General features: G+C 71.9%; 25 protein-coding genes, 3 tRNA genes and 1 pseudogene. 6 read left to right on the forward strand and 23 right to left on the reverse strand.

The window, feature by feature from the left end; genetic code table 11:
• Positions 1–201: 201 nt before the first annotated feature.
• From rplL to FHR37_RS18060, 9 genes are all read right to left on the reverse strand, one after another.
• Positions 202–588 (reverse strand): 50S ribosomal protein L7/L12, encoded by a 387-nt coding sequence (gene rplL, locus FHR37_RS18020; protein ID WP_092884159.1) that lies wholly within the window; start codon positions 586–588, stop codon positions 202–204.
• Between the two features lie 53 nt (positions 589–641).
• Positions 642–1,259: a 50S ribosomal protein L10 gene (gene rplJ / locus FHR37_RS18025; RefSeq protein ID WP_092884160.1), complete on the reverse strand. Its 618-nt coding sequence runs from the start codon at positions 1,257–1,259 to the stop codon at positions 642–644.
• Between the two features lie 436 nt (positions 1,260–1,695).
• Positions 1,696–2,592 carry a hypothetical protein gene (locus FHR37_RS18030; protein ID WP_092884161.1) on the reverse strand — a complete coding sequence of 299 codons (897 nt, stop codon included), beginning with the start codon at positions 2,590–2,592 and terminating at the stop codon, positions 1,696–1,698.
• Positions 2,589–3,215, reverse strand: a complete 627-nt coding sequence (locus FHR37_RS18035) for a hypothetical protein (protein ID WP_092884162.1) — start codon at positions 3,213–3,215, stop codon at positions 2,589–2,591. Before FHR37_RS18035 ends, FHR37_RS18030 begins: the two co-directional genes overlap by 4 nt.
• Positions 3,216–3,435: 220 nt before the next feature.
• Entirely contained in the window at positions 3,436–4,146 is a 711-nt protein-coding gene (gene rplA, locus FHR37_RS18040; RefSeq protein ID WP_092884568.1) for a 50S ribosomal protein L1, read from the reverse strand.
• Between the two features lie 105 nt (positions 4,147–4,251).
• Positions 4,252–4,683: a 50S ribosomal protein L11 gene (gene rplK, locus FHR37_RS18045; RefSeq protein ID WP_092884164.1), complete on the reverse strand. Its 432-nt coding sequence runs from the start codon at positions 4,681–4,683 to the stop codon at positions 4,252–4,254.
• 52 nt (positions 4,684–4,735) lie between these two features.
• Entirely contained in the window at positions 4,736–5,599 is an 864-nt protein-coding gene (nusG, locus tag FHR37_RS18050; protein WP_092884166.1) for a transcription termination/antitermination protein NusG, read from the reverse strand.
• 77 nt (positions 5,600–5,676) lie between these two features.
• Positions 5,677–5,937, reverse strand: coding sequence for a preprotein translocase subunit SecE (gene secE, locus FHR37_RS31755; protein ID WP_092884168.1), 261 nt, complete (start codon positions 5,935–5,937; stop codon positions 5,677–5,679).
• Between the two features lie 156 nt (positions 5,938–6,093).
• Positions 6,094–6,166: transfer RNA gene (locus tag FHR37_RS18060), tRNA-Trp, on the reverse strand.
• Positions 6,167–6,385: 219 nt separating this feature from the next.
• On the opposite strand from FHR37_RS18060, the gene FHR37_RS18065 reads away from it, so the two are divergent.
• Complete coding sequence (locus tag FHR37_RS18065) at positions 6,386–7,693, forward strand: pyridoxal phosphate-dependent aminotransferase (protein ID WP_092884170.1); 1,308 nt, start codon at positions 6,386–6,388, stop codon at positions 7,691–7,693.
• A gap of 1 nt (position 7,694) precedes the next feature.
• Positions 7,695–9,833, forward strand: coding sequence for an adenosine deaminase (locus FHR37_RS33175; protein WP_092884172.1), 2,139 nt, complete (start codon positions 7,695–7,697; stop codon positions 9,831–9,833).
• 31 nt (positions 9,834–9,864) lie between these two features.
• On the opposite strand, the gene FHR37_RS18075 is transcribed toward FHR37_RS33175, so the two are convergent.
• From FHR37_RS18075 to FHR37_RS18115, 9 genes are all read right to left on the reverse strand, one after another.
• Complete coding sequence (locus tag FHR37_RS18075; protein ID WP_330831749.1) at positions 9,865–10,923, reverse strand: UDP-N-acetylmuramate dehydrogenase; 1,059 nt, start codon at positions 10,921–10,923, stop codon at positions 9,865–9,867.
• 2 nt (positions 10,924–10,925) lie between these two features.
• The gene (locus FHR37_RS18080; RefSeq protein ID WP_092884174.1) at positions 10,926–11,360 is read right to left on the reverse strand and encodes a MaoC/PaaZ C-terminal domain-containing protein; all 435 of its coding nucleotides are present in this window, start codon (positions 11,358–11,360) and stop codon (positions 10,926–10,928) included.
• Entirely contained in the window at positions 11,357–11,806 is a 450-nt protein-coding gene (locus FHR37_RS18085) for an FAS1-like dehydratase domain-containing protein (RefSeq protein ID WP_092884176.1), read from the reverse strand. Before FHR37_RS18085 ends, FHR37_RS18080 begins: the two co-directional genes overlap by 4 nt.
• Positions 11,807–11,998: 192 nt before the next feature.
• Positions 11,999–12,169 carry a 50S ribosomal protein L33 gene (gene rpmG / locus FHR37_RS31760; protein WP_092884178.1) on the reverse strand — a complete coding sequence of 57 codons (171 nt, stop codon included), beginning with the start codon at positions 12,167–12,169 and terminating at the stop codon, positions 11,999–12,001.
• 101 nt (positions 12,170–12,270) lie between these two features.
• Positions 12,271–12,343, reverse strand: a tRNA-Met gene (locus FHR37_RS18095).
• A 42-nt stretch (positions 12,344–12,385) separates the two neighbouring features.
• A tRNA-Thr gene (locus tag FHR37_RS18100) sits at positions 12,386–12,458 on the reverse strand.
• A gap of 198 nt (positions 12,459–12,656) precedes the next feature.
• Positions 12,657–13,907: a glycerophosphodiester phosphodiesterase family protein gene (locus FHR37_RS18105; RefSeq protein WP_092884180.1), complete on the reverse strand. Its 1,251-nt coding sequence runs from the start codon at positions 13,905–13,907 to the stop codon at positions 12,657–12,659.
• A gap of 370 nt (positions 13,908–14,277) precedes the next feature.
• A complete protein-coding gene (locus FHR37_RS18110; protein ID WP_175542569.1) occupies positions 14,278–14,418 on the reverse strand; it encodes a hypothetical protein in 141 nt (46 codons plus the stop codon).
• A 57-nt stretch (positions 14,419–14,475) separates the two neighbouring features.
• Positions 14,476–15,216, reverse strand: a complete 741-nt coding sequence (locus tag FHR37_RS18115; RefSeq protein WP_092884182.1) for a ribulose-phosphate 3-epimerase — start codon at positions 15,214–15,216, stop codon at positions 14,476–14,478.
• A gap of 149 nt (positions 15,217–15,365) precedes the next feature.
• On the opposite strand from FHR37_RS18115, the gene FHR37_RS18120 reads away from it, so the two are divergent.
• From FHR37_RS18120 to FHR37_RS32565, 4 genes are all read left to right on the forward strand, one after another.
• Positions 15,366–16,454 (forward strand): Gfo/Idh/MocA family protein, encoded by a 1,089-nt coding sequence (locus FHR37_RS18120; RefSeq protein ID WP_092884184.1) that lies wholly within the window; start codon positions 15,366–15,368, stop codon positions 16,452–16,454.
• Positions 16,451–17,350: a sugar phosphate isomerase/epimerase family protein gene (locus FHR37_RS18125; protein WP_139239013.1), complete on the forward strand. Its 900-nt coding sequence runs from the start codon at positions 16,451–16,453 to the stop codon at positions 17,348–17,350. The genes FHR37_RS18120 and FHR37_RS18125 overlap by 4 nt, the downstream gene beginning before the upstream one ends.
• Entirely contained in the window at positions 17,347–18,171 is an 825-nt protein-coding gene (locus FHR37_RS18130) for a DeoR/GlpR family DNA-binding transcription regulator (RefSeq protein WP_092884185.1), read from the forward strand. Before FHR37_RS18125 ends, FHR37_RS18130 begins: the two co-directional genes overlap by 4 nt.
• A 239-nt stretch (positions 18,172–18,410) precedes the next feature.
• A complete protein-coding gene (locus FHR37_RS32565; RefSeq protein WP_139239014.1) occupies positions 18,411–19,715 on the forward strand; it encodes an MFS transporter in 1,305 nt (434 codons plus the stop codon).
• 346 nt (positions 19,716–20,061) lie between these two features.
• Here FHR37_RS32565 and FHR37_RS33180 read toward each other — a convergent pair.
• From FHR37_RS33180 to FHR37_RS32570, 5 genes and pseudogenes are all read right to left on the reverse strand, one after another.
• A pseudogene (locus tag FHR37_RS33180) lies at positions 20,062–20,385 on the reverse strand (metal-dependent hydrolase); the annotation flags it as partial.
• A 16-nt stretch (positions 20,386–20,401) separates the two neighbouring features.
• The gene (locus FHR37_RS18140; RefSeq protein ID WP_139239016.1) at positions 20,402–22,336 is read right to left on the reverse strand and encodes a diguanylate cyclase domain-containing protein; all 1,935 of its coding nucleotides are present in this window, start codon (positions 22,334–22,336) and stop codon (positions 20,402–20,404) included.
• Positions 22,337–22,731: 395 nt separating this feature from the next.
• Positions 22,732–23,475: an anti-sigma factor gene (locus FHR37_RS18145; protein WP_175542570.1), complete on the reverse strand. Its 744-nt coding sequence runs from the start codon at positions 23,473–23,475 to the stop codon at positions 22,732–22,734.
• Positions 23,456–24,076: an RNA polymerase sigma factor gene (locus tag FHR37_RS18150; protein WP_092884195.1), complete on the reverse strand. Its 621-nt coding sequence runs from the start codon at positions 24,074–24,076 to the stop codon at positions 23,456–23,458. Before FHR37_RS18150 ends, FHR37_RS18145 begins: the two co-directional genes overlap by 20 nt.
• Positions 24,073–24,771, reverse strand: coding sequence for a class F sortase (locus FHR37_RS32570; protein WP_175542571.1), 699 nt, complete (start codon positions 24,769–24,771; stop codon positions 24,073–24,075). The genes FHR37_RS18150 and FHR37_RS32570 overlap by 4 nt, the downstream gene beginning before the upstream one ends.
• Between the last annotated feature and the right edge of the window lie 36 nt (positions 24,772–24,807).

Consider the following 24,807-nt stretch of genomic DNA (forward strand, 5'->3'; position numbering starts at 1 on the left):
CGTACCGGCCGCCGCAGACCCCCCGGTGGCGGCGACCGATACGCACGCCCCCCTCAACGAGCCGAAGTTGGGGAGGTTACGGCCGCGCGGACGACAAAATTTCCGGTCCGGGGACGCGAAGAGGGCGGCCACCCCATTGGGGTGACCGCCCTCTTCGCGGACGTACGACCGCGGCCGCGTGGGCCGCGTGCGATGCGTCGCTTACTTCAGGGTGACCTTGGCGCCAACGGCCTCGAGGGACTCCTTGGCCTTCTCCGCGGTCTCCTTGTTGGCCTTCTCCAGGACGGGCTTCGGCGCGCCCTCGACCAGGTCCTTGGCCTCCTTCAGGCCGAGGCTGGTGAGCGTGCGCACCTCCTTGATGACCTGGATCTTCTTGTCGCCCGCAGCCTCGAGGATGACGTCGAACTCGTCCTTCTCCTCCTCGGCCTCGGCAGCGGCGCCGCCGCCCGCCGGGCCCGCCGCGACGGCGACCGGAGCGGCCGCGGTCACGCCGAAGGTGTCCTCGAACTGCTTCACGAACTCGCTGAGCTCGAGAAGCGTCATCTCCTTGAACGCGTCGAGCAGCTCGTCGTTGCTGAGCTTAGCCATGAGTGGCGTACCTTCCGTGTGTCGTGCAGTGGTGACGGTCAGACCTGGTCAGGTCAGGACTCGCTGGACTCGCCGGCGTCCGACGCGTCGGAGCTGGCTTCCGGTGCGGCCTCGGCGTCGGCCTCGGGGGCGGTGTCGGCACCTGCGGCCGAACCCTCCTCCTCGACCTTCTGACGCAGCGCCTCGGCGAGCCGGGCGGCCTGCGACAGCGGGGCCTGGAACAGCGAGGCGGCGCCCGAAAGCGACGCCAGCATCGCGCCCGCGAGCTTCGCGAGCAGGACCTCGCGGGACTCGAGGTCAGCGAGCCTGGTGATCTCGTCGACGGCGAGGGACTTGCCCTCGAGCACACCGCCCTTGATGACGAGATTGGGGTTGGCCTTGGCGAAGTCACGCAGACCCTTGGCGACCTCGACCGGGTCGCCGCTGATGAACGCGATGGCCGAGGGACCGACGAGAAGCTCGTCGGCGATCTCGACTCCCGCCTCCTTCGCCGCGATCCTGGTCAGCGTGTTCTTCACCACGGCGTAACTGGCGTTGTCACCGATGGAGCGCCGCAGTTCCTGCAGCTGCTTCACGGTGAGTCCGCGATACTCGGTAAGGACCGCGCCGGCGGAGTCACGGAACTGGTCCGTGAGCTCTGCGACGGCGGTTGCCTTGTCCGGCTTCGCCATGGATCTCCTTCCTCGGGGGGCCTGCGACCGCGGCCCGCGAAGGAACCCACACAATGCGAAAAGCCCCGTACGCATGCGTACGGGGCGAACACGAACTCGAGGGCCAGGACTCCGCTCGCGGTGGACCCGCGACCCGGAAACCTGATCTTGACTTCGTAACCACGTGACGCCTGCGCGGGCCGCCCGACGTGCGGGACCTTCAGCCACCCCGGAGGGAGGCAAACCAGCGGTCTTCGGCAGCGGCCAGAATACGGGACACCTCCCCCGGCCGCCAAATCGGCCTCACCCTCAGGCGTGTGTCGGTCCGCACCCAGGTCCGGGGATCGCTCGATTCTCCCCCGGAAGAACGCGATCTTTCCCGCTACAGGACCAGGGTCGCGATCACCGAGCCGATGCTGGGGACATCAGGCCATCGGCGATCCTGGCGCGTCTCCACCTACCGTCGGAGCACCGGGTGGGACTCGACCACCTGCACGCCCGCGTCCACGTCGAAGGTGACCGGAACGATCGGCTGTGGCGGGACGGTGTCCACGACGACCGTTCCCGTCCAGCGCACCTGCAGATGCACCTTGCCCTGGCCGGCCATCCCGAAGGTGTTCGTCACGTAGTAGCCGGGGTGGCCATATGGAAGTGTGCCGTCGAACTCTCGCCCCGCCCCCTTGACGGTGTGCTTGGCTCCGTTGCCGTCCTCGAAGGTCCAGGTGTAGTCCGGTGTGGCGGTGATCTGGCCGTGTAGTTCGAAGCTGCGTCCCTGCGATGGCGGGACCGTGATGTCGAAGGTCTGCGTTCCGGGATCGTCGACGGAGACGATCGTCGGCAGGTTGACCAAAGTCTTCGGAGCTGGATGCAGTGAGATCTTCGGCTTGGGCAGGTTGCGCTGGATCTCGTACTTGAAGTCGTAGCTGAGTTGCTCGATCGGAACCCACTCCGGGGTGGGGTAGCAGTCTGCCGTCCCGTGCCACTTCGAGCGGTCCCCGCGGTCCTTCCACTGATAGCGGACGACCGAGCGCACGTAGATCGGCTCTCGCGGATTCGGTGACAGGTCCGGGTTGCACCAGATCGCCAGCGGGTCGCAGTCACCGATCCCGGCACCCTGGCAGTCCCATGCCGGCTGGTTGATCAGGACCTCCTGCACCCAGTCGTTCGGACCGGGTGGTTGCGAAGGCGTGGGCGTGCCCTTGGGCGGTTGGTAGTAGCCCTTCCCGGACTCGCTGTACTGCCAGCCGACGTCCCCACGCGGGATGTCCGCGTGCGCGTCCGGGGCCACCAGCCCGAACGCCAGCAGGAGAAAACTGCCCAGCGCGACGCCGATGCCTCTCCTCGTTGCCCTCATTGCGACTTCCCCCCGGCTGTCAACTGCCAGTTGCCGCTGATCTTCCGCACGCCGTATGTGTACGTCACTCGCTCGGCCGGCCCCTGGTTGATCACCGAGCCGGCGGAGTTGTACTGCTTCCAGGCGGTGGAGAGGGAACGTACGCGCACCATGTAGGTCCCACCGGATTCGGAGAACACCTCGACGTGGTTCTGGGTGTAGAGACCTCCGACGAACTTCCCGCCACCGCTGTACGTGGACCTGATACTGGCGACGAGCTGCACGCAGTCCAGACATCCGCTGGTGTACATCTGGCGGAGCTTTGAGACGTTGCCGTTCTCGATCGCCTTGTTGACCGCGCCGACGTACTGCGTCACGAAGCCCTTGACCGCGGCGGCGTCCGGGCCGGTAGGCGTCGGCCCGAACGTCTCGATCCTGCCGGGCTTCGCCGGGCTGTCCGAGGGCGTCGGGGTCGGTGTGGCCGACTTCGAGGGGGTGGGCTTGGCGGTCGGGGTGTCCAACGTCGTCGGCTGCGGAGAGTCTCCACCACACGCCGTCACCGACAGTCCGAGAACGACACCCGCGGCGACCGCGACCATCCTGGTCGCCGCACGCCCGTTGGTCAGCCCACCTGTGAACCGCAAGACCGAGTACCCCCGTAGCCCGTCGCCTCGTCACCCGTCCGGGACGAGGCGTCCACATCCTAACCGCGCGTGATCAGCACCCGGAAGCACCGAACGAAGGTCTGACGCAGAAATGTCACCGGGCGTTGCCCCGGCACGGCGACGACTTCCGGCACGTCGTGCGGTGAAAGCAGAACGCCCCCGCACCGAGTGGTGCGGGGGCGTTCCGGACGGTCGAGCGTCAGGCCTGGGCCTCAGCGGTCGAGACGGTCTTGGCCGGGTCGATCGGAACACCCGGGCCCATCGTCGTCGACATCGTGACCTTGCGGATGTAGCGGCCCTTCGAGGCCGACGGCTTGAGCCGCAGCACCTCGTCGAGGGCGGCGCCGTAGTTCTCCGCCAGCTGGTCCTCGGTGAAGGACGCCTTGCCGATGATGAAGTGCAGGTTGGAGTGCCGGTCCACGCGGAACTCGATCTTTCCGCCCTTGATGTCGGTCACGGCCTTGGTGACGTCCGGGGTGACGGTGCCGGTCTTCGGGTTCGGCATCAGACCGCGGGGGCCGAGCACCCGGCCGAGCCGGCCGACCTTGCCCATCAGGTCCGGCGTGGCGACAACGGCGTCGAAGTCGAGCCAGCCGCCCTGGATCCGCTCGATCAGGTCGTCGGAGCCCACGTGGTCGGCGCCGGCGGCGATGGCGTCCTCAGCCTTCTGTCCGGTGGCGAAGACCAGGACCCGAGCGGTCTTGCCGGTGCCGTGCGGAAGGTTGACGGTGCCGCGCACCATCTGGTCGGCCTTGCGGGGGTCGACACCGAGACGCATCGCGACGTCCACGGTCTCGTCGAACTTCTTGCCGGCGTTCTGCTTGGCCAGCGCCACCGCCTCGCGGGGGTCGTGCAGGGCGGCCTGGTCGACCTTCTCGGCCGCGGCGCGGTAGGACTTGCTGCGCTTCATGATCACTCCTTGCGATCGCTGGTGGAGTCGTGGTGCGGGCCAGCGCGGGCCCTCCCACGGACACCGGACCGGAGTCCGGCTGAATAGTTCTGGCTGCCGTACGGGCTACTCGGAGACCGTGACGCCCATCGACCGCGCCGTACCCTCGACGACCTTCATGGCGGCGTCGATGTCGTTGGCGTTCAGGTCGGGCATCTTCATCTCGGCGATCTCGCGCACCTGGGAGCGCGAGATGGTGCCGACCTTCGCGGTGTGCGGGGTCGGCGAGCCCTTGTCGAGGCTGATGGCCTTCTTGATCAGCTCCACGGCCGGAGGGGTCCGGGTGACGAAGCTGAACGACCGGTCCTCGTAGATCGTGATCTCGGCGGGGATGACGTTGCCCCGCTGGGACTCGGTCGCGGCGTTGTAGGCCTTCGTGAACTCCATGATGTTGATGCCGGTCGGGCCGAGCACCGTACCCACCGGCGGGGCGGGGGTGGCGGCGCCAGCCTGCAGCTGGAGCTTGAGTACGGAGGCGATCTTCTTCTTCGGAGGCATAGGTGTTCGGGTCCTCTTGGGTGGTGAAAGCGGGCGAGGGTCGGCCGGGCCGTCAGACCTTCTGGATCTGCGTGAACGACAGCTCCACCGGAGTCTCCCGGCCGAAGATCTCGACGAGGGCCTTGACCCTCTGTGCGTCGGGGTTGAGCTCGGTGATCGTCGCGTGCAGGGTCGCGAACGGCCCATCGACCACCATGACCGAGTCGCCCACCGCGAAGTCGACGACCTCGGCCTTCTTCTTCTTGTCCGGCTCCCCCTTGGTCTCCTCGACCTCCGGAGCCAGCATCTTCTCAACCTCGTCGAGGCCGAGCGGCACCGGCTGGTGGGCGTGGCCGACGAAGCCGGTCACCGAAGGAGTGTGCCGGACGGCCGCCCACGACTCGTCGGTGAGGTCCATCCGGACCAGGACGTAGCCGGGGAGGACGGTGCGCCGCACCATCCGCCGCTGGCCGTTCTTGATCTCCGCGCGCTCCTCCTGGGGAACGACCACCTCGTAGATGTAGTCCTCCATGTTGAGGGACTGGATGCGGTTCTCGAGGTTGGTCTTGACGCGGTTCTCCATGCCCGAATAGGTGTGGATCACGAACCAGTCGCCGGGCTTGGACCGCAGGGCCGCCTGGAACTCCGCGAGTGCGTCCTCCGCGGTGGGCTCGGCGTCCTCGGTGGGCTCGGCCGCGGTGTCGCCAGAGTCGTCGGCGGTCAGGTCCTCGGTCGCCTCGCCGGCGCCGGCCTCGGCCGCGTCGCTCTCGTCGGCACCGGCCTCGGAGCTGATCTCCGGGCTCGTCTCGGGGCTGGTCTGCTCGGAGTCGGCCGAGGCCTCGTCGGCAGGCTCGCCGGCCGGGGTGTCGGCGTCGGCAGCTGCCTGCTCCGAATCCGCGCGCTGCAGGTCGCGGATCTCGTCGTCGAGGTCGGACACTCTTGGTACTCCGTCTTCTTCAGCGATTTCTTGATCGTCCGGCGGTGGTACGGGGCTCTCGGGCGGCGTACGCGCCGTCAGCCGAAGATCTTGAACATCAGCTGGCCGATGCCCAGGTCGAGCAGCGAGACGATCGCGATCACCACGAGCACGAAGACCAGCACCACCGACCAGTAGGTCGTCAGCTGGTCACGCGTGGGCCAGATGACCTTGCGAAGCTCCGCAACCACCTGGCGGTAGAACAGGCTGACGCGTGCGACGGGACTACCGCCGCTTTCGCCCTTCTTGTCCGGGCGAGCACGCTCCGGGGTCGCGGTGGATCCGCGGGTCTCCGTCACTTTCGTCCTCACCGGTCTCTGGCCCGGCCGGACACTCCGCCCGGGCTGGGCGGTCGCACTACATGAGGAACGAACGAACGTCCCCGTTAGTGCTACCACCCACGCATCGTCCGCCGGGGGCGACGCGCGCGACTTCGGCCAACCGGCCGAGGCCTGCAGGGCAGGAGGGACTCGAACCCCCAACCGCCGGTTTTGGAGACCGGTGCTCTACCAATTGAGCCACTGCCCTACGGAGATCGGAAAGCCTCCACGTGGCGCGCGCCAGCACAATGTCCTGGGCACGCTTCGGAGAGGTCCTCAGACCACCGATGGAAGAGTGTACGGGGTGGCGGCGCCGAAGGTCGAACCGACCCGGGCGGTTTGTACCACCCCCCCGATCCGGCGGAGACTCGCCGACACCCTCGCCCCGCCACCGCGCGTACGCCCGCGAGGTGCCACGATAACTGTCATGACCAGCCCCGAGACCAGCCCCGAGACGAGCCCTGAGACCAGCCCCAGGAGCGGGCAGTCCACGCCGGCCGTGGACGAGTCCCTCGCAGCACCCGCGAGCGACCGGGCCAGGATCGCCGCCCGGGTCGCGGCCATCGCCGAATCGGCCACGCTGGCGGTCGACGGAAAGGCGAAGGCACTGAAGGCGGCCGGGCGTCCCGTGATCGGGTTCGGCGCCGGCGAGCCCGACTTCCCCACCCCCGACTACATCGTCGACGCGGCCGCCCAGGCCTGCCGCGATCCGCGCAACCACCGCTACACCCCCGCCGGCGGACTGCCCGAGCTGCGCAAGGCGATCGCGGCGAAGACCGAGCGCGACTCCGGGTATGAGGTGACGCCGGCCCAGGTGCTCGTCACCAACGGCGGCAAGCAGGCGATCTACGAGGCGTTCGCACTGCTCCTGGACCCGGGCGACGAGGTGCTGCTGCCCGCGCCGTACTGGACCACCTACCCCGAGTCGATCGGCCTCGCCGGCGGCGTGGCGGTGCCGGTGCTCGCCGACGAGACCCAGGACTACCTCGTCACCGTCGAACAGCTGGAGGCCGCCCGCACCCCGCGGACCAAGGTCCTGCTGATGTGCTCGCCCTCCAACCCCAGTGGCGCGGTCTACCCCGTCGAGCGGCTGCGCGAGATCGGCGGCTGGGCCGCCGAGAACGGCCTGTGGGTGATCACCGACGAGATCTACGAACACCTCACCTATGACGGCGAGAAGTCCGCGTCCCTGCCGGTGCTGGTGCCCGAGCTCGCCGACCGCTGCATCGTGGTCAACGGCGTCGCCAAGACGTACGCCATGACCGGCTGGCGGGTCGGCTGGCTGATCGGCCCCACCGACGTGGTGAAGGCCGGCGTCAACCTGCAGTCCCACGCGACCGGCAACGTCAGCAACGTCGCGCAGCGAGCCGCACTCGCCGCGGTGTCGGGTGACCTCTCGGCGGCGGCGGAGATGCGGGACGCGTTCGACCGGCGCCGGCGCACCATCGTCGAGCTGCTCTCGGAGGTGCCCGGCTTCACCTGCCCCACGCCGAAGGGCGCGTTCTACGCCTACCCGTCGGTGAAGGGCGCGCTGGGCAAGCTGATCCGCGGCCGCCGGCCGGCCACCTCCGCCGAGCTGGCCGAGCTCATCCTGGAGGAGGTCGAGGTCGCGGTGGTTCCGGGCGAGGCGTTCGGCACGCCGGGCTACCTGCGGTTCTCGTACGCGCTCGGCGACGACGACCTGGTGGAGGGCGTCACCCGGATCCAGAAGCTGCTGTCCGAGGCGCAGAACTGAGGTGAGCGGAGCCCGCCCCGGCGTACGCCCGCTCGGCACGCTGCCGAAGGCGCATCTGCACCTGCACTTCACCGGGTCGATGCGGCACGGGACGCTGGTCGAGCTGGCCGGGCAGCACGGCCTCCACCTGCCCGACGCGTTGCGCGACGAGTGGCCGCCGCGGTTGCTGGCCACCGACGAGAAGGGCTGGTTCCGCTTCCAGCGGCTGTACGACATCGCCCGGTCGGTGCTGGTCACCGCCGACGACGTACGCCGGCTGGTGCGCGAGACCGTCGAGGACGAGGCGCGCGAGGGGTCGGGCTGGCTGGAGATCCAGGTCGACCCCTCCGGCTACGCGAACCGGTTCGGCGGCATCACCGCGTTCACCGAGCTCGTCCTGGACGCCGTACGCCAGGCCGCCGACCGGACCGGGGTGGGCGTCGGGCTGGTGATCGCCGCCAACCGCACCCGGCACCCGATGGACGCGCGGACGCTCGCCCGGCTGGCCGCGCAGTACGCCGGGCACGGCGTGGTCGGGTTCGGGCTGTCCAACGACGAGCGCCGGGGGCGGACCGAGGACTTCGCCCGGGCGTTCTCCATCGCGACCGAGGCGGGACTCGGCTCGATGCCGCACGGCGGTGAGCTGTGCGGCCCGGACAGCGTGCGCACGTGCCTGGACCTGCTCGGCGCGACCCGGGTGGGCCACGGCGTGCGCACGGTGGAGGACCCCGCGCTGCTGGACCGGGTAGCCGAGGCCGGGGTGCCGCTGGAGGTCTGCCCGGCGTCCAACGTCGCGCTGGGCGTCTACCCCGAGGCCGACGTGGTGCCGCTGCGGAAGCTGTTCGACGCGGGGGCGCGGATCGCGCTGGGCGCCGACGACCCGCTGCTGTTCGGGGTGCGGCTGGTCGGGCAGTACGAACTCGCCAGAGGGCTCGGCTTCACCGACGCCGAACTCGCCGAGCTGGCCCGGATGTCGGTGCGTGCCTCGAGGGCGCCGGCACCCGTGCGGGACCGGCTGCTGGGCGGCGTGGACCGCTGGCTGGCCGAACCGGCGGACGGGATCGCCGGCGGCGAGCGGCCGGAGGTCTCGGAACGGCCGGAGGTCTCAGAACGGCCGGAGGTCTCGGAACGGCCGGAGGTCTCGGAACGGCCGGAGGTCTCGGAACGGCCGGAACGCGAGCAGATCCGGGCGGGTGGCGGCGCTCCCCCGTCCGACGCCGGCGAGCCGCAGTGGTGGTGGATCGACCGGCTGCAGGCGCTCGGCCTCCCGGTCGACGACACCCTCGGCGCCGGCATGGACGGCGTCGTCTACGCCGTGGACGACGACACGGTGGCGAAGGTCTGGTTCCGTCACTCACCGGCCGCCCTGCACCGGCTGCGGGACTTCTACGCCGACCTGGACGCCGCCGGTCTGCCGTTCGCGACGCCGTGCATCCACGCCGTCCGGGTCGTCGACGGTACGCCGGTCACGATCGAACGCCGGCTGCACGGCCGGACGTTGTCGGAGTTCGTGACGGCGCACGGCCCGACCGAGGCGGCGCTGCGTACGTTCGTCGACGTACTCGCCGCCCTGCGGGACACCAAGGGTGGCCCGTCGGCCCGGGCGTTGCCGGTGATGGCCGAGCCGGCCGCCTTCTACCGCGACGCCGGCTCGTCCTGGCCGACCGCGCTGCGCGCGCTGGTCGACCGCAGGGCCGAGGCGTACGGGACCGTGCTGCGGTCGGCGGTGCCCGCGTTCGACACGCTGCTGGAGCGGGTCCGAGCCGGACTTCGAGCTCTGCCCGACGGCGAGACGGCGATCGTGCACGGCGACCTGTGCCCACCGAACGTCCTGGTCGAGCCCGTGGGCGAAGGCGGCCTGCGGGTGGCCAGCGTCCTGGACTGGGGTTTCCTGACCACGGCAGGCGACCCGGCGTTCGACGCCGGCCTGGCCGCGGGTTTCTTCGACATGTACAGCCCGCGGGCCGCGGAGATCGACCGGACCCTGAGCGGATGGATCGTCGCGGAGTTCGGCTACCCGCCTTCGCTGCTGCACCTCTACCGCGCCTGCTACGCGATCGCCGGCGCGAACGCCTACGACCCGGACGGCGGCGACGGGCACTTCGCCTGGTGCGCGGACCAGCTGCGCCGGGCGGACCTGCGGGCGGCCCTCGGCCTGTGACCGGGTGCCCCGATCACAGTCGGACCGCGGTCTACAGCTCGCAGCCGACCAGGACGGGTTCGTTCACGAGGTCGACGCCGAACCTGCCGAGGACGCCCGACCGGATCTCCCGGGCCAGCGCCAGCAGGTCGGCGGTGGAGGCGGAACCAGTGTTGGTGAGGGCCAGCGTGTGCTTGCTCGACAGCCGGGCCGGTCCGGTGCCGTACCCCTTGCCGAACCCGGCATGCTCGATCAGCCAGGCGGCACTCGTCTTGACCTGCCCGTCGCCTGCCGGGAAGCGGGGCGCCAGCGCGGGCAGCCCGGCCGCCGCCTCCGCCGGGATCACCGGGTTGGTGAAGAACGACCCCGCGCTCCAGGTGTCGTGGTCGGCGGCGTCGAGCACCATGCCCTTGCCCGCCCGCAGGCGAAGCACCGCGGCCCGGACATCCGCGGACGGTGCCCGCGTGCCGGCCTCGACCCCGAGGGTGCGGGCGAGCTCGGCGTACTGCACCGGCGCGCCCAGCTCCCCCAGCCGGAACTGGAACGCCACCTCGAGGACGACGTACCGCTGCGGTGACCGCTTGAACCTGCTGGCGCGGTAGCCGAAGCCGCACTCCTGCGCGGCGAACGTGCGTACGGCTGCGTCCTCCCGGTCCCACACCCGCACCTGCGCGAGGGTCTGGGCAACCTCCTGGCTGTAGGCGCCGACGTTCTGGATCGGCGCGGCCCCGACCAGGCCGGGAATTCCCGACAGCGCCTCGACGCCCACCCATCCCTCGGCGACGGCGCGGGCGACCAAGCCGTCCCAGCTCTCCCCCGCCGCGACCCGTACGACGGCGCCGCCGCAGGCGTCCTGGGACTCCACTCGTACGCCCCGGGTGCACACGTGCAGAACGGTCCCCGGGAAGCCCTCGTCGGCGACCACGACGTTGCTGCCGCCGCCGAGGACCAGCAGCGGCTCGCCCGTCGCGTCGGCAGCACGCACCGTCTCGAGCAGGGCGGCCTCGTCGTCGACCTCGACCAGGCGCTTGGCCGGGCCACCGAGGCGGAGCGTGGTCAGCTCGGCGAGCGGGACGTTGGTACGTTCGGGCACGGGCAGGTGGTCGGGCACGGTCAGTCCAGCCGGACCATGGCCCGGGCGGCGCCGAAGACCTTCTCGCCGGCGGCGACGGCGGTGAGGTCGACCCGCACCACGCGGTCGGGCAGCTTGTCGGCGACCTTCCCGCCGAACGTCACCGTCACGCCCTCGTCGTCGTCGGGGACGGTCACCGGACGGGTGAACCGGACGGAGTACTCCACCACCCGGGCCGGGTCGACCGCCCACTCGGTGAGCACCCGGGCGCCGGCGCCCATCGTGAGCATGCCGTGTGCGATCACGTCGGGCAGGCCGACCTCGCGGGCCACCCGGGGGTTCCAGTGGATCCGGTTGAAGTCTCCGGAGGCACCGGCGTAGCGGACGAGATCCTCCCGGCGCACCTGGACACTGACCGAGGGCAGCTCGGTGCCCTTCTCCACCTCGTCGTACGCCGGAACGCGTTCGGCGGTCATGCGGCCTCCTCGCGGTGGACCACGCTCGCGCGCGCGGTGCAGACGGGCGCGCCGTCGGCGGTCCGGATGTCGGTGCGGGTGAGGATCAGATCGGTGCCGGCGACCTGGCGGACGTTCTCGATGGTGAGCGTGGCCACCAGTTCGTCGCCGGGGTGGATGGGCCGGTCGGCGGCGAACTTCTGGTCGGCGTGCACGACCCGGTGCAGCGCGAGCCCGGTGGTGGGGTCGGCGAACAGCTCGTTCAGCAGCTGGAACGCCACCACGATCGGGAAGGTCGGCGGGGCCACCACGTCGGGATGGCCGAGCGCGCGGGCGGCGTCGGGGTCGCGGTAGGCGGGACTGGGGTCGCCGACCGCATCGGCGAACTCGCGGATCTTCTCTCGGCCGACTTCGTACGGCGTCTTCGTCGCGTAGGTTCGGCCGACCAGCGTGGAGTCGACGGGCATGTACGCGACCGTACCGGAGCCGACCGACCGAAGTCCGCGCGCCCGGTCAGGTGTCTCGGCGCACGCCCGGGCACGCTCGGGGCGGCGTCCACGTCCCCCTTCGGGCACACTCCGTGCGCACCTCGGGCACGCGAAAAGGGCCGCTCCCACCATTCCGGTGGGGCGGCCCAATCGATGCGAAGCGTCGAGAACCTATCGAGTCTCGCGGTGCGCCCGGTGGGTCCGGCAGCGCGGGCAGAACTTCTTCATCTCGAGCCGGTCGGGGTCGTTACGACGGTTCTTGCGCGTAATGTAGTTGCGCTCCCGGCACTCAGTGCACGCCAAGGTGATCTTGGGGCGGACGTCGGAACTCTTGCTAGCCACGGGATGCCTCTTGTGATCCGTCGGGACAGTCGGTCCTGCAATAGTACGCAGTCATGCAAGAACGGCCCCGCCGGTGGTCTCCCACCGGCTGGCCGCGGTCGTAGCGGTGGCCGGACTCGAACCGGCGACACAGCGATTATGAGCCGCTTGCTCTACCGTCTGAGCTACACCGCCGCCGGACCGGTTGGCCGCCCGAGCGGGCGGCTCCGGCCACAGAGCCCCAATACGGAATCGAACCGTAGACCTTCTCCTTACCATGGAGACGCTCTACCGACTGAGCTATTGGGGCGAGCGACAACCGAGAATACAAGAGCCCCGAACCCCCTCGACACCGGGATACCACCGAAGCGGTGTCCTTGGTGCGAGCCACCCGATCCGGGCACGACATGACCTTTCGGTCACCTCCCGCTCAGACCGCGCGAACCGAACCGGCAACAGGCGTCGCCGGCCCGCCGGGCTTCGATCTCCCTCGGCAGCCGGGGATACCTTACGCGGTCGGCTCGTCGCCCGCGACGTCGACCACCACCCCGTCGGGCCGGTGCAGGGCGACGCTGTTGCGGCCGCGGGCGAAACCGGGCCCGGAGGGCTGGGCGGCAGAGCGGGCAGACCCGTCCTGCCACCCATCCCGGGCAGCCCGGGCGCCGTCGTGGGCACCGTCGCGGGAACCGTCCTGGCCGGGCGCCGCGTGCACTTCCAGCGTCCCGCGCGCCGGGATCGTCACGCCGGGCGCGATCGACAGCCGTACGCCCGGATCGTCGCGTACGTACCATCCGCCGAGATCCACCGGCTCGCCGGTCAGGTTGCGCAGGACGGCGTACCGGCCGCCGCCGGCGGTCCCGGCAGAGGCGTCCGCCGGGCCGTCCGCGACGCGTTCGACGACCACCGTCTGCGCCGGGAACGCCGGCTGCCCGTCGAGCACCGCCCGGGCCACCCCGGGGTAGTTCTGGATCACCGCGGTCGCGCCCTGCGCGGCCAGCGAGGCGACCGCCGCCGGGTGGTTCGGGCACCAGAACGCCGGCCGCATCCCGGCCGCCCGGATGCGCACCAGGTCACCGGGACGCAGCCGCCGGAAGTTCGGGATGAAGTAGTCCATCCAGCCGCCGACCTGGCGCAGGGTCTCGTCGCCGGGCACCGCCTCGACGATCCCGCCGAGCGGAACCGCGTGGTCGATCTCGGCGGCGAACTTCGCCAGCGGGTCGAAGGAGAACGACGTGGCGACGAACCGCCGGTGCCGGTCGGGTGCGGTCAGCCAGCCGCCAGGGATGGTGCGGAGCACCTCGGTGACCGCCGCCACGAAGTCCGGATGCCGGTTCGCTCCTTTGAGCTCGGCCCACAGGCCGATGCCGTACTCGTCGAACGCCGCCAGCGCCTCGGCGAGGGTCGGGATGCGTTCACCGGCGAAGCTGTCGGCGAACCACGAGCCGGCGTCGAGCCGGCGCAGTTCGGCAAGGGTGAAGTCGCCGGGCTGCCAGGGCGCCCGGTCGGGGAAGACCGTGGTGGCGTCGGTGGTGCGTACCAACGTGTTGTCGTGGAACAGGACCGGAACTCCGTCGCGGGTCAGCACCACGTCGACCTCGGCGAAGTCCGCACCCTCCCGCGCGGCCGCGCGGATCGCCGCGACGGTGTTCTCCGGTGCCACCCCCGACGCGCCGCGGTGGGCGACGACGAGGACGGGTGGCGTCTCGTGCCTGCCCCCTGCGTCGGTGTGGTCGTCGTGGGAAAGGGCGGGCGTACGCATCGGACGAGTCCTCCTGGCAGGGCTGCCGGTTGCCGGACATGGCGAAGCGGGCCCGAACGAGCGGGGCCCGCCGATCTGTGCCGATCAACAGTGTCCGACACCGACCGCGAACGTCCAGTGAGGCATTCGGGTGTCTCCGGCCGAACGAGGTGCGCCGAAGGTCCCGAACCACTGGCGGGGTCGGGGACTGGCACCCTCGGCGAATCCCGGAGCCGCGAGCCTCACCCGGTCGGCACCCACCGGTCAGCCACCGGTCAGGACCGGTCGGCCACAGGTCGGCACGGCGCCGGGCCGATCACCGGACCCGCTCGGCCCGGCGCGCCGAGGCGGATCCGGTGGGCCGGCGGCTCGCGCCGAGTAGACCGGCGGCTCAGTGCTTCGAGCGGCGCGCCATCGCCGCGGTGGCGGCGGCAACGCAGATCAGACCGGCCACCATGCCCATCGCCTTCAGGGCGCGACGCGGACGGCGAACGCCGCCGCGCATGTCCTTCATCCGGGACCTGGACCCCATCGTGCACCTCTCTTCGAGAAACCACGGCACCCCCGTGGACTTCGGCCGAGAGTCCCTTTACCCCCTCGACGGCACATCCCCCACCGAGGGTGAATATTTCGTGGCACCCGCCAGGTCGCCGGCCTCGTCGCCGGTCCCGGCCGGCAGGTCGTGCAGCCACCGCACCGCCGACGCGGGATCGCCGGCGCCGAAGACCAGCGAGCCGGGCACCACGCCGTCCGCACCGGCCCGCGCCAGGGCGGGGACGGTGTGCGGACGGATGCCGCCGTCGACCACGATCCGCGGCGCGGAGCCGGAGCCCTGGGCGCGACCCGCCGTACGTGCCGCGACCAGGTCCCCGACCCGGGCCGGTGTCGCGGGGTCCTGCTCGCAGCCCTTCACCCCGACCACGGTGCCCATCACCAGCACCCGGTCGGCGTCGTCGAAGTGCGCGACGGCGTGGCCGGTGGGTTCGTGTGTCTCCAGTCCGAGCCCGGCCCGCACGCCGCGGGACCGGATGCTCCGCAGAGTCGTACGGACGTCGGGGCAGGCGCTGGTGTGCACGGTGATCAGGTCCGCACCCGCGTCGGCGAACCGGTCGATCCAGTCGTCGGGGCGGGCGACCATCAGGTGCACGTCGAGCGTCGCGTCGGTGCGGTCGCGCAGCGCGGCCACCAGGTCGGGGCCGAAGAGCAGGTCCGGCACGGCGTGCCCGTCGAACACGTCGAGGTGGAACCCGTCGGCGACGCCGGCGAGCCGGTCGACGGCGGCACCGAGGTCGAGCAGGTCGGCGGACCAGAGTGAGACGTAGGCCTCCACGGAAGCTCCTTCGGCGAGCGGGGGCGGGACGACGAGGGCGGCTTTCGCCTCGTCCGGCGGGGGTCGTCGACACCTGCTACCTTCGATTAGACTCGGTTCGAGTTCGTAACCGAAGCCGATCGAAGCGACCCGAACCGAAGGGTACCCCGATGTCGAGCCCCGCCGCACCACCGCCGCCCCCGGCCACCTCCGGGTCCCCCCGCCCGCCGCTGCGGCTCGGGGTGATCGGATGCGGGCGGATCAGCCAGGCCGTCCACCTGCCCGCGATCGCCAAGACCGGCGCGGTCACCTTGGTCGGCGTCGGGGACACCAGCCCTCAGCTGGCGCAGGGAGTGGCGGCGAAGTACGACGTCCCCGCCTTCGCCACCGTGGAGGAGCTGCTCGGCCAGGCGCACCCGGACGCGGTGCTGGTCGCCGTACCCGACCGGTTCCACCACCCCGTGGTCACCGCCGCGCTGAACGCCGGAGCGCACGTCCTGGTGGAGAAGCCCGCGGCGGCCACCAGCGCCCAGGCCGCGGAGCTCGCCGACCTGGCCGATGCCAGCGGGCTCAAGCTGCAGGTCGGCGCGATGCGGCGGCACGACCCGGGAATCGCGTACGCCCGCGCGGCCGTGCCCCGGCTCGGCGCCCTGCTCAGCGTCAGCAGCTGGTACCGCATCCAGTCCCGGCTCCGTCCCCCGACGGAGGCGGCGCTGTTCCCCGCCATGGTCGTGGACGACGACGTACGCCGGACCGAGGCGGAGTTCAAGGCCGACCGGGCGCACTACCTGCTCAACACCCACGGCGCGCACGTCTTCGACGGCCTCGCCAACCTCGCCGGTGTGCCCACGTCGGTGCGGGCACAGTTCGCCGGCCACGGACGCGACTGCAGTTGGCACGGGACCGGGCGGCTGCCCGGCGGCGGGCTGGCGTCGTTCGAGATCACCGCCGACATCCACGCGGACTACGCCGAGGGCATGGACCTCCACGGCGAGTACGGCCAGGTCAGCATCCGGTCCACGTTTCCGTTCTTCCGTCAGGCCAGCACCGTGCGGGTACACCTGGAACGCGACGGCGAGACCCGCGTCCCGGTGTTCGGCGCCGCCGATCCGTATCAGCTGCAGCTCGAGGCGTTTGCCGCCGCGATCGCCACGAACGGGCCGGTCGACCCCTCCGGCGCGGACGGGGTGACCGCGCTGCGGCTGATCGAGGCGGTCCGGGACAGCGCCGCCGCCGACGGCAAGGAGGTGACCCCGTGAGCGGAACCGCCCCCGACACGGCGAGCCGCTCCGCCGGCGAGCCGGCCGAGCTGGGCATCTTCGCGCGGGTCTTTTCCCGCCCGACCGCGGCCGGGGTCGCCGCCGCCGTCGCAGAGCACGGCTTCACCACGACCCAGCTGAACCTCTCCGCGTTCGGCCGGCCGACCATCCCGGATCCGCCGACCGACCCCACCCACCCGGACGGGCCGCTCGACCACGCACGGGTCCGGGCAGACTTCGCCGCCGCGGGTGTCCGCGTCTGGGGCGTGTCCGCGACGTACAACACGATCCACCCCGACGTCGCCACCCGGCGCCGGCGGACCGCCGCCGCGGCCGCGTTCATCCCGTACGCCGCACAGCTCGGCGCGGAGGTGGTGACCCTGTGCACGGGCACCCGGGACACCGACGACATCTGGCGGCGGCACCCGGGCAACGACGAGCCGGCGGCCTGGCACGACCTGCGCGAGACGCTTGACGTCCTGCTGCCCGCCGCGGAAGGGGCCGGCGTCCGGCTCGGGGTGGAACCCGAACCCGGCAACGTCGTCACCGACGCCGGCCGGGCGGGCCGGCTGCTGACCGAGCTCGGCTCCGACGCCCACCTCGTCGGCATCGTGCTCGACCCGGCGAACCTTCTCGACCCGGCCACGGCCGGTGACCAGAAGCGCATCCTCACCGCGGCGTTCGACGCCCTCGGCGACTCGGTCGTGTGCCTGCACGCCAAGGACGTGGTGACCTCTGGCTACGCCGCGGCCGGCACCGGGCTGCTCGACTACGACCTCGTGCTCGCGCTGCACGCGACCCTCCCCCGCCGGGTGCCGGTCATCGTCCAGGACGCCACCGAGGACGACGTGCCGCGGGTACGCGACTTCCTGCGCGCCCACGGGCCGGTGCGATGACGGGGCCCGGCAGCAGGGTGTTCACCGAGGAACGCCGTACCCACATCCTGGAGCTGGTCGCGTCCCGCGGCAGGGTGCGGGTGGCCGAGCTCGCCGACCTGCTCGGAGTCGCCGAACCCACCGTCCGCAAGGACATCGCCGACCTGGACCGCCAGCACAAACTCCGGCGTACGCACGGCGGCGCGCTCGCGATCCGCCCGACCTACGACCCGGAGCTGGCCACCAGGGCCCGGCACAACGTCGAGGGCAAGCGCGCCATCGCGACGGCGTGCCTGGGCCTGATCTCCGACGGGGACGCCGTCTACCTCGACAGCGGCACCACGATCCTCGCGCTCACCGAAGAGCTGCGGCTGGCCCTCACCGGGCCGGCGAGCGAGCGGGGTGAGCCGGCCGAGGGCCGTCACCCGCGGCAGGTCAACGTGCTCACCAACGCGGTCGGTGTGGCGCAGGTGCTGGCCGACGTACCCACCATCCGGCACACCGTGCTCGGCGGGCACTACCGCACGCTCGGCGGCTGCTTCGTCGGCCCGCTCGCCCTGGAGGCGGTGCGGCAGTTCACCGTCAACACCGCGTTCATCGGGGTGACCGGGCTGTCCACGGTCGGGTTCACCGTGTCCGACGTCGCCGAAGCCGAGCTGAAGAACGCGGTGATGGACCAGGCCCGCCGGGTGGTCGTGGTGATGGACCACACCAAGGTCGGCGCTCACGACTTCCGGAAGGTCTGCGACCTGGACCGGGTGGACGCGATCGTCACCGACCGGCACCACGACGACCTCGCCCGGCAGTGCACCGGCGCCGGGGTGGAACTCGTCGTCGCCTGAGGGTGCACAGCGGCCCACCGGCTACCGCTCGCCAAGTACCGGCTGTCGGTTGTCGGCAAGTCAGGGACAACCCATCGACGTAACGGCCGGATGGGGCTAGCATCATTTTCGAGCCGGACGGTTAGTTCGGCTCACCAAACTTGCGGCTCGCTTTGAGCCGAACAACCGAACAGCATCACGCACAGGGACGACGGGCGGGACACACACCTGGAGGTGTCGTGTTCCGTCCGTATCTTCGCGTGCTTCGCACGCCCAGCGTCCCCGTCCTGCTCACCGCCGGCTTCCTCGGCGCGCTTCCCATCGGCATGCTGTCCCTCGGCGTGCTCATGCTCGTCCGGTCCGGGACCGGCTCGTTCGCGGCAGCCGGCCTCGTCACCGGTTCGCTGAGCGCGGGCAACGCGCTCGGCCTGCTGGCGCAGGGGCAGCTGATCGACCGGGCCGGCCAGACCCGGGTGCTCGTGGGGTTCGGGCTCGGATGCGTGGCCGCGCTGGCCGCGCTCACTGCCCTGGTGCACGCGAACGCACCCCTGCCGCTGGTCTGTCTGTGTGCCGGTCTCGCCGGCGCCGGGATCCCGGCCACGACGAGCAGCCTGCGGGTCCTGCTCGCGGACCTGCCGATGCCGCCGGAGTCGAGAACCACCGCGTACGCCCTCGTGGCCACGCAGTTCCAGGTCGCGATGGTGACCGGGCCGCTGCTCGCCTCGGCGCTCCTGCTGCTGGCCGGTCCGGAGGCCGTGGTGTGGTCCGCGGCCGGTCTGGCGGGAATGGCCGGTGTGGTCTTCGCCATGACGGCGGCCTCCCGGCGCTGGCAGCCGGCGCCGCGGCCCCAGGCCCCGGCCCGGGCGCCGTCCCCGTCGCGAACGTGGCGCTCGTGGCGCGGGTCGGGTCTGGCCACCGTCGTCGTCACCAACGCCGGAGGCGGCTTCGCGAACGGTCTGCTCACCGTCGGCGTCCCGGCCGCCTGCGTGGCGGCCGGCTCCCCGGCACTGGCCGGTCTGCTGTTCTCCGCCTCGTCCCTGGGCGACCTGGGAGGCGGAGTCGTCTACGGCGGCAGGCCGTCCCGACTGCCGTACGCACGGCAACTGGTCCTCGGCCGGCTCGTGCTCGGCGCGGCGATCGGCCTGCAGGGACTGCTGGTGCAGGCGCCGGTCGGCATGCTTCCGCTGATGTTCCTGGTCGGTGCGGTGAACGCGCCGGTGGCGATCGCGAGTTCGGCGGTGCTCGACGACCTCGCTCCCCCCGGCGCGCTGGCGCGGGCCTACACGACGACGGTCGCGGCCTCGCTGCTCGGTGCCGCCGCCGGCAGCGCCGCCGGTGGAGCGCTCGAACGGCTGTGGGGCCCCTGGTCGCTGTACGTCCTCGGCTGCGTGCTGATGACGGCGACCGCCGTGGTCACCTGGCTGCGCCGGCGTACTCTGGCCGACCCGGCGACTGTGGACCCGGCGCTTGGGGGCCCAGCGCTCGGGGACCCGGCAACCGGGGACCCGGCGCCGCGCCGATCGTCGTGGCGACCGAACCGCCGATCCGGTCCACGAGCGCGGTGACGCGCGGCACGTGGGTGTACAACCCGGCGAACGTCACCACCACCATGGCCACCGCGAGCACGTGTTCGTACCACCGCCCGGTGGTCAGCGGGCCTCTCCCCATCCGGTTGGGCCGCCCGTCCAGCCAGCTGAACGGCTTGGGGATCGATCCGACGGTGAGGGCGTCCGCACCGATGTGCACCAGCACACCGACCATCGCGGCGAACGGCAGCCAGGTCGCGTCGGCCGCCGCGCCGTTGCGGACCAGCCACCAGCCGGCGCCGGCGGAGACCAGCAGGTTGACCGGCCAGGACTTCTCGTACTGGCCGGGAATCACGAAGTGGCACGCCCGCAGGGCCAACCCGACGGCGAGGGCGAGTACGGCCATCAGGGCCCACTGGTTCAGCCCGGCCAGGAAGACCAGCAGCGCACAGAACAGCGGCGCGACGAGGAAGTCGTGGGTGCCGCCGCGGTGTCCGCGCCCGAGCCAGCAGACGACGACACCGAGGGCGCGGGACAGCGGACCCCACATCCGGGTCACGGTGGAGGAGTGATGGTCCAGGTCGGGAAGGAGCGCCATGCCGCCGCAACAGGCGACCCAGGCGAGCTGACCGGCCATCCGGTCGAGGGGTACCAGCGGCAGGGCCACGGCACCGACGGCCATCCCACAGACGGCGTGCGTATGTCCCATCACCGCCGAAACGATCTCACTGCCGCAGCGACGCACCCGCACTGGGTCGAGGCCGAAGATCGTCCACTGTGTCCCTGTCGTCGCTGCCGTCCCTGCCGTCCCTGACCGGGCCCACCGCCGGAGTCACCGTCCGCGGGCCGGTCGCACCGCCCCGAACGACGGGGCCGCCCAACGCGACGACCTTGCCCGCCGCGGGAGCCTGCTTTGCCGCGGGTGCGGCGGTCGTCGCGGGAGCCTGCTGGGCCGCGGATGCGACGGTCGTCGCGGGAGCCTGCTGGGCCGCGGATGTGACGGTCGTCGCGGGAGCCTGCTGGGCCGCGGGTACGGCGGTCGTCGCGGGTACTGCGATCTCCGTGGGTGGGGCAGGCGCCTGCCGAGCGGCGGCGTCGTACTCACGTACGCCGAGGGAAGGGGACCCGTCGCCGGCCGGGCGGTCGCCGTCGGAAGCGTGGATGGAGTCCGTGCCGGGCGCGTCGACGCCTCCGTAGGTGTGCAGCAGCTTCACGCGGTACATCGCCTGGTCGGCCGTACGCAGCAACTCGTCCACGCTGCTCGTCCCGGCCGTGGACGCGCCGAGCCCGATGCTGACCGCGACCCGGACCTCCCGCTGACCGAACCGGACCGGGCGGCGGACGTCGGCGGCCAGCCGGCGCGCCAGGCCGGCCGCCTCCTGCTCGGTCGTGTCGCGCAGCGCGAGGACGAACTCGTCGCCGCCGACCCGCGCCACCACGTCGTGCTTGCGGACGTGGGCACGCAGCCGGCGCGCCACCTCGACCAGCACCACGTCACCGACCTCGTGGCCGTACTGGTCGTTGATGTACTTGAACCGGTCGATGTCGCAGAACAGCACGCACACGTCGCGGCGCTCGGCGACCAGCTGGTGCAGCCGGGACCGCAGCTCGGCGCGGTTGGACAGGCCCGTAAGCGGGTCGTGGGCGGCGAGGTGGGCCAGCTGCTCCTCACGGTCGTGGCGTTCGCTGACGTCCTCGAGGTGGACGAGCTTGAAGTCGGGTACGCCGGTGGCGTCGGCCACCACCGAGCAGTTGGTGGACACCCAGACCACCCGGCCGTCGCGCCGCACCATCCGCAGATCGCCGCGGTAGGTCCGGCGGGCGTTCGACCACAGGTGCCGGTCCTTCGGATGGGTGACCTCGGCCAGCCCGAGCCGGCGCAGCTCCGGGCCGGAATAGTCGAGCATCTGGCACAGCGCGGCGTTCACCCGGCGCAGCGCACCCTCGTCCGCGGCGGCCAGGCTGACCACGGCCATCCCACTCGGCGCGCTCTCGAAGACCTGCCGGAAGCTCTCCTCGCTGACCTGCAGGGCCCGGTGCTCCTGCTCCAGCCGCTCCATCGTGGTCAGCACCTCGGAGTGCAGCCGGGCGTTGTCGACGGCGACGGCGGCCTGGGCGGCGAACATCTCCAGCAGCTCCCGCTGCAGCTCGCCGGGGACCCGGCCGTCCGTGGGCAGGTCGACGCTGAGGACGCCGACGAGTTCACCGTCAGGTGCGTACAAGGGGGCGACCAGCGCGTCCTCGGGGTGCCAGGCTCCCGGTGTCTCCGCCGCGCTCGCGTCGCCGGAGACCCACACCGGCACCTCCGACGGCACCTCCACCCCGTGCGGAACGAACCGCAGCGTGCCCCAGGGCACGGCGGTGGCGAGCAGACTCTCCCACGCGTCACGCGGGCCGCTCTGACCTTCCAGCGCCGCGCGGACGTCGGGCGGACCGGCAACCGCCGCCACCCGCAGGCTGTCGTCGTGGACGACGTTGATGGCGGCCACCCCGAACCCGAGGCTGCTCACCACGCTGTCCACCAGGAACTGAAGGGTCGCGGACAGGTCACGAGCGGAGCTGAGCTCCCGGCTGACCCGATGCAGCATCCTGAACGCGTCGAGTCGTTGCCGCAGGCCGTGTTCCTCGTCCACAGCGCCCCCACGCGGTCGTTCGATCACTGGAGGGAGCCTAGCCTGATCCGATCACGTCGGCTCGTACGCAGTGTCCGCGATGTCCGCGATGTCGCGAGGTGGGCCACCCCCGTCGCGGCCCACCCACGGCCCCGCTGCTCCCCGTTGCCGGTGCTTGGTGCTGCTGCCTATTGCTTTGGTGCTGGTCCGGGGACGCCCCGGCCGACCCGGCCATCCCTGCGTCCCCGGACCGTGAGGCCCCCTGGCTCCGGCGCGCTGCTCGCGCGTGCACGCGGGCCGCACCCCTCGACCGGCCCGCGTGCCGCGCCGTCGCCCCCCGACGACTGCCCCGCTGCAGATGGTTCGAGGCACGCGCGGAAGCGGATTGGGCGAAAGCCGGGAGAAGTACGAAAAGGTTTCCAGGCCAGGTCCGGGGCGCTTCCCTAGCGAGTGAGCCGGCCGCGCAGTACCGACTTTCCGGAGTGCGCCGGATTGCCGTCGTACGGCTCGGCGGAGACGTCGATCCCCGCGAACCTGCCGACGTCCATGCCGGATGGCACGGCCAGGGTCGTGACCTGGCCGGGTTCGAGGGTGCCCATCGGCTGCATGGTGGTGGTGCCGGGGACGAAGGCCCACACCTCGTAGTAGCCCTTCACCGGCGGGAGGTCGTGCGCGTCGATCCGCAGGCTGAGCCGGTTGTCGTGGCGGACCAGCTCCGCCGAACCACCGGCACGGGACGCCGCCTCGCCGACGGGCCGGATCGCGGTGGAGGCGACCAGTTGCGGCGCGGGCGGCTCCTGGGCGCGGGCGTAGATGCCGAGAGCGGCGACCGCGCCGACGACCAGCCCGGCGGCAGCCGAACCGGCGGCGAGCACCAGGCCGCGGCGGCGACCGGCCCAGCCGGTCCTCGCCGCTCGCCGCGGTCGCGGCTGCTCCGCCGGGGCGGTCGCGTCCGGCGTCTCCGGCGTACCGGCGTGGATCTCAGCGGCGATGGCCTCCCACACCCGCTCCGGCGGCTGCTCGGTCTCGGCCTCGGGAGGCGCCTCCCGGCCGAGGCCGACCACCGTACGGAGGGAGTCGAGCTCGTCCCGGCAGGAGGCGCAGCGCCCGAGGTGCGCGCCGGTCTCGTCGTCGACGGACTCGCCGAGTGCCAGCAGCGTGAGCAGCTCACGGTCGACGTGCAGCACGATCCACCTCCTCCCAGTGCTCCCGCAGGCGTTCGATCCCGCGTCGCAGGTGCGACTTGACGGTGCCGAGCGGCAGGCCGGTCCGGCTGGCGATCTGGGTGTGGGTGAGATCGTCGTAGAACGCGAGTCGCACCACCATGCGCTGCTCGTCGCCGAGCCGCGCGAGGGAGTCGGCGACCACCAGCCGGTCCAGCACCCGGTCGGCATGGGCGTCGTTGCCGTCGTACGCGGAGGCCGGAGCGGTCGCCGTCACCGCCTGCAACGTACGCCGCTCCCGGTGCAGCACCCGCAGCCGGTCGGCGAGCTGGCGACGGGCGATCCCGAGCAGCCAGGGCCCGAGCCGCCCCTGGGCGGGGTCGAAGGTGCCGCGGCCCTTCCAGGCCGCGACGAACGTGGCCTGGGTCAGGTCGTCGGCGTCCACCTCTGCCGGGAGGGTGCGGATGCCGAGCCGCCAGACCATTCCGCCCCACCGGCTGTAGGCCTCGCGCAGGGCGGACTCGTCGCCGGCGACGAACCGCGCCGCGAGCTCGGCCTCGCCGCGGTCCGGCCCGCCGTGGTCGGGCCCGTCGCGGTCGGACTGGACGGCGCGGTCACCGCTCATCGGCGTACTTCCACCGTGGTGAGAACGACGTTGCCGCGGTAGTGCCGGGCCACCGGGTCGAACTGTGCGCAGGTGATCAGCCGCAGGACGGGCGGGCCGGTACGGGCGAAGATCCGCTCCACCGGCAGGTCGGTCTTCACGAACTCCTCGCGGTCGGTCACCTCGAAGGTGCGGCTGCGGTCGTCGGCGCCCACGATCGTGACCCTCGCACCCGGCCGCAGCTCGCCGAGGCGGGCGAACGGTCCCGCACCGCCGCGCAGGGTGTCCACGTGACCGCCGATCACCACCGCTCCCGTCGGGGACTCGAGGCCGGGCCCGAACTCGTACCACCCTACTTTCCCGGGAGTTCTGGGAATCTCCATCTCACCGGTGCGATCGTCCACGCCCACCCGGACGACCCGGGCGTCGACACCCACCGGGGCGGCCCGGACACGGACCGGCGCGACCCGCGCGGTGGCAGCGGCCTCCGGCACGGCGGCCGGACGGGTGGCCCGGACGCCCGGCGCTCCGGCCGGGCGGGCAGCGTCCGGGGAGGGGGTGCCGGTCGCCACCTGGCCTGCGGCGTCGGCACTCGTTCGGCTCTGCCCACCGGAGGCGGAACACGACCACAGGCCGAGCGCGACCAGCAGGCAGCACACACCGGCGACCAGCAGGGGCGCCGGCCCGGGACGGGATCGGTGTCGCGACCTTCCCACGCCTGGTTCGGGCCTTTCTGTGTGATCACCACGGCC

The sequence above is a fragment of the Actinopolymorpha cephalotaxi genome (genome assembly GCF_013408535.1).
Lineage (GTDB): Bacteria > Actinomycetota > Actinomycetes > Propionibacteriales > Actinopolymorphaceae > Actinopolymorpha > Actinopolymorpha cephalotaxi.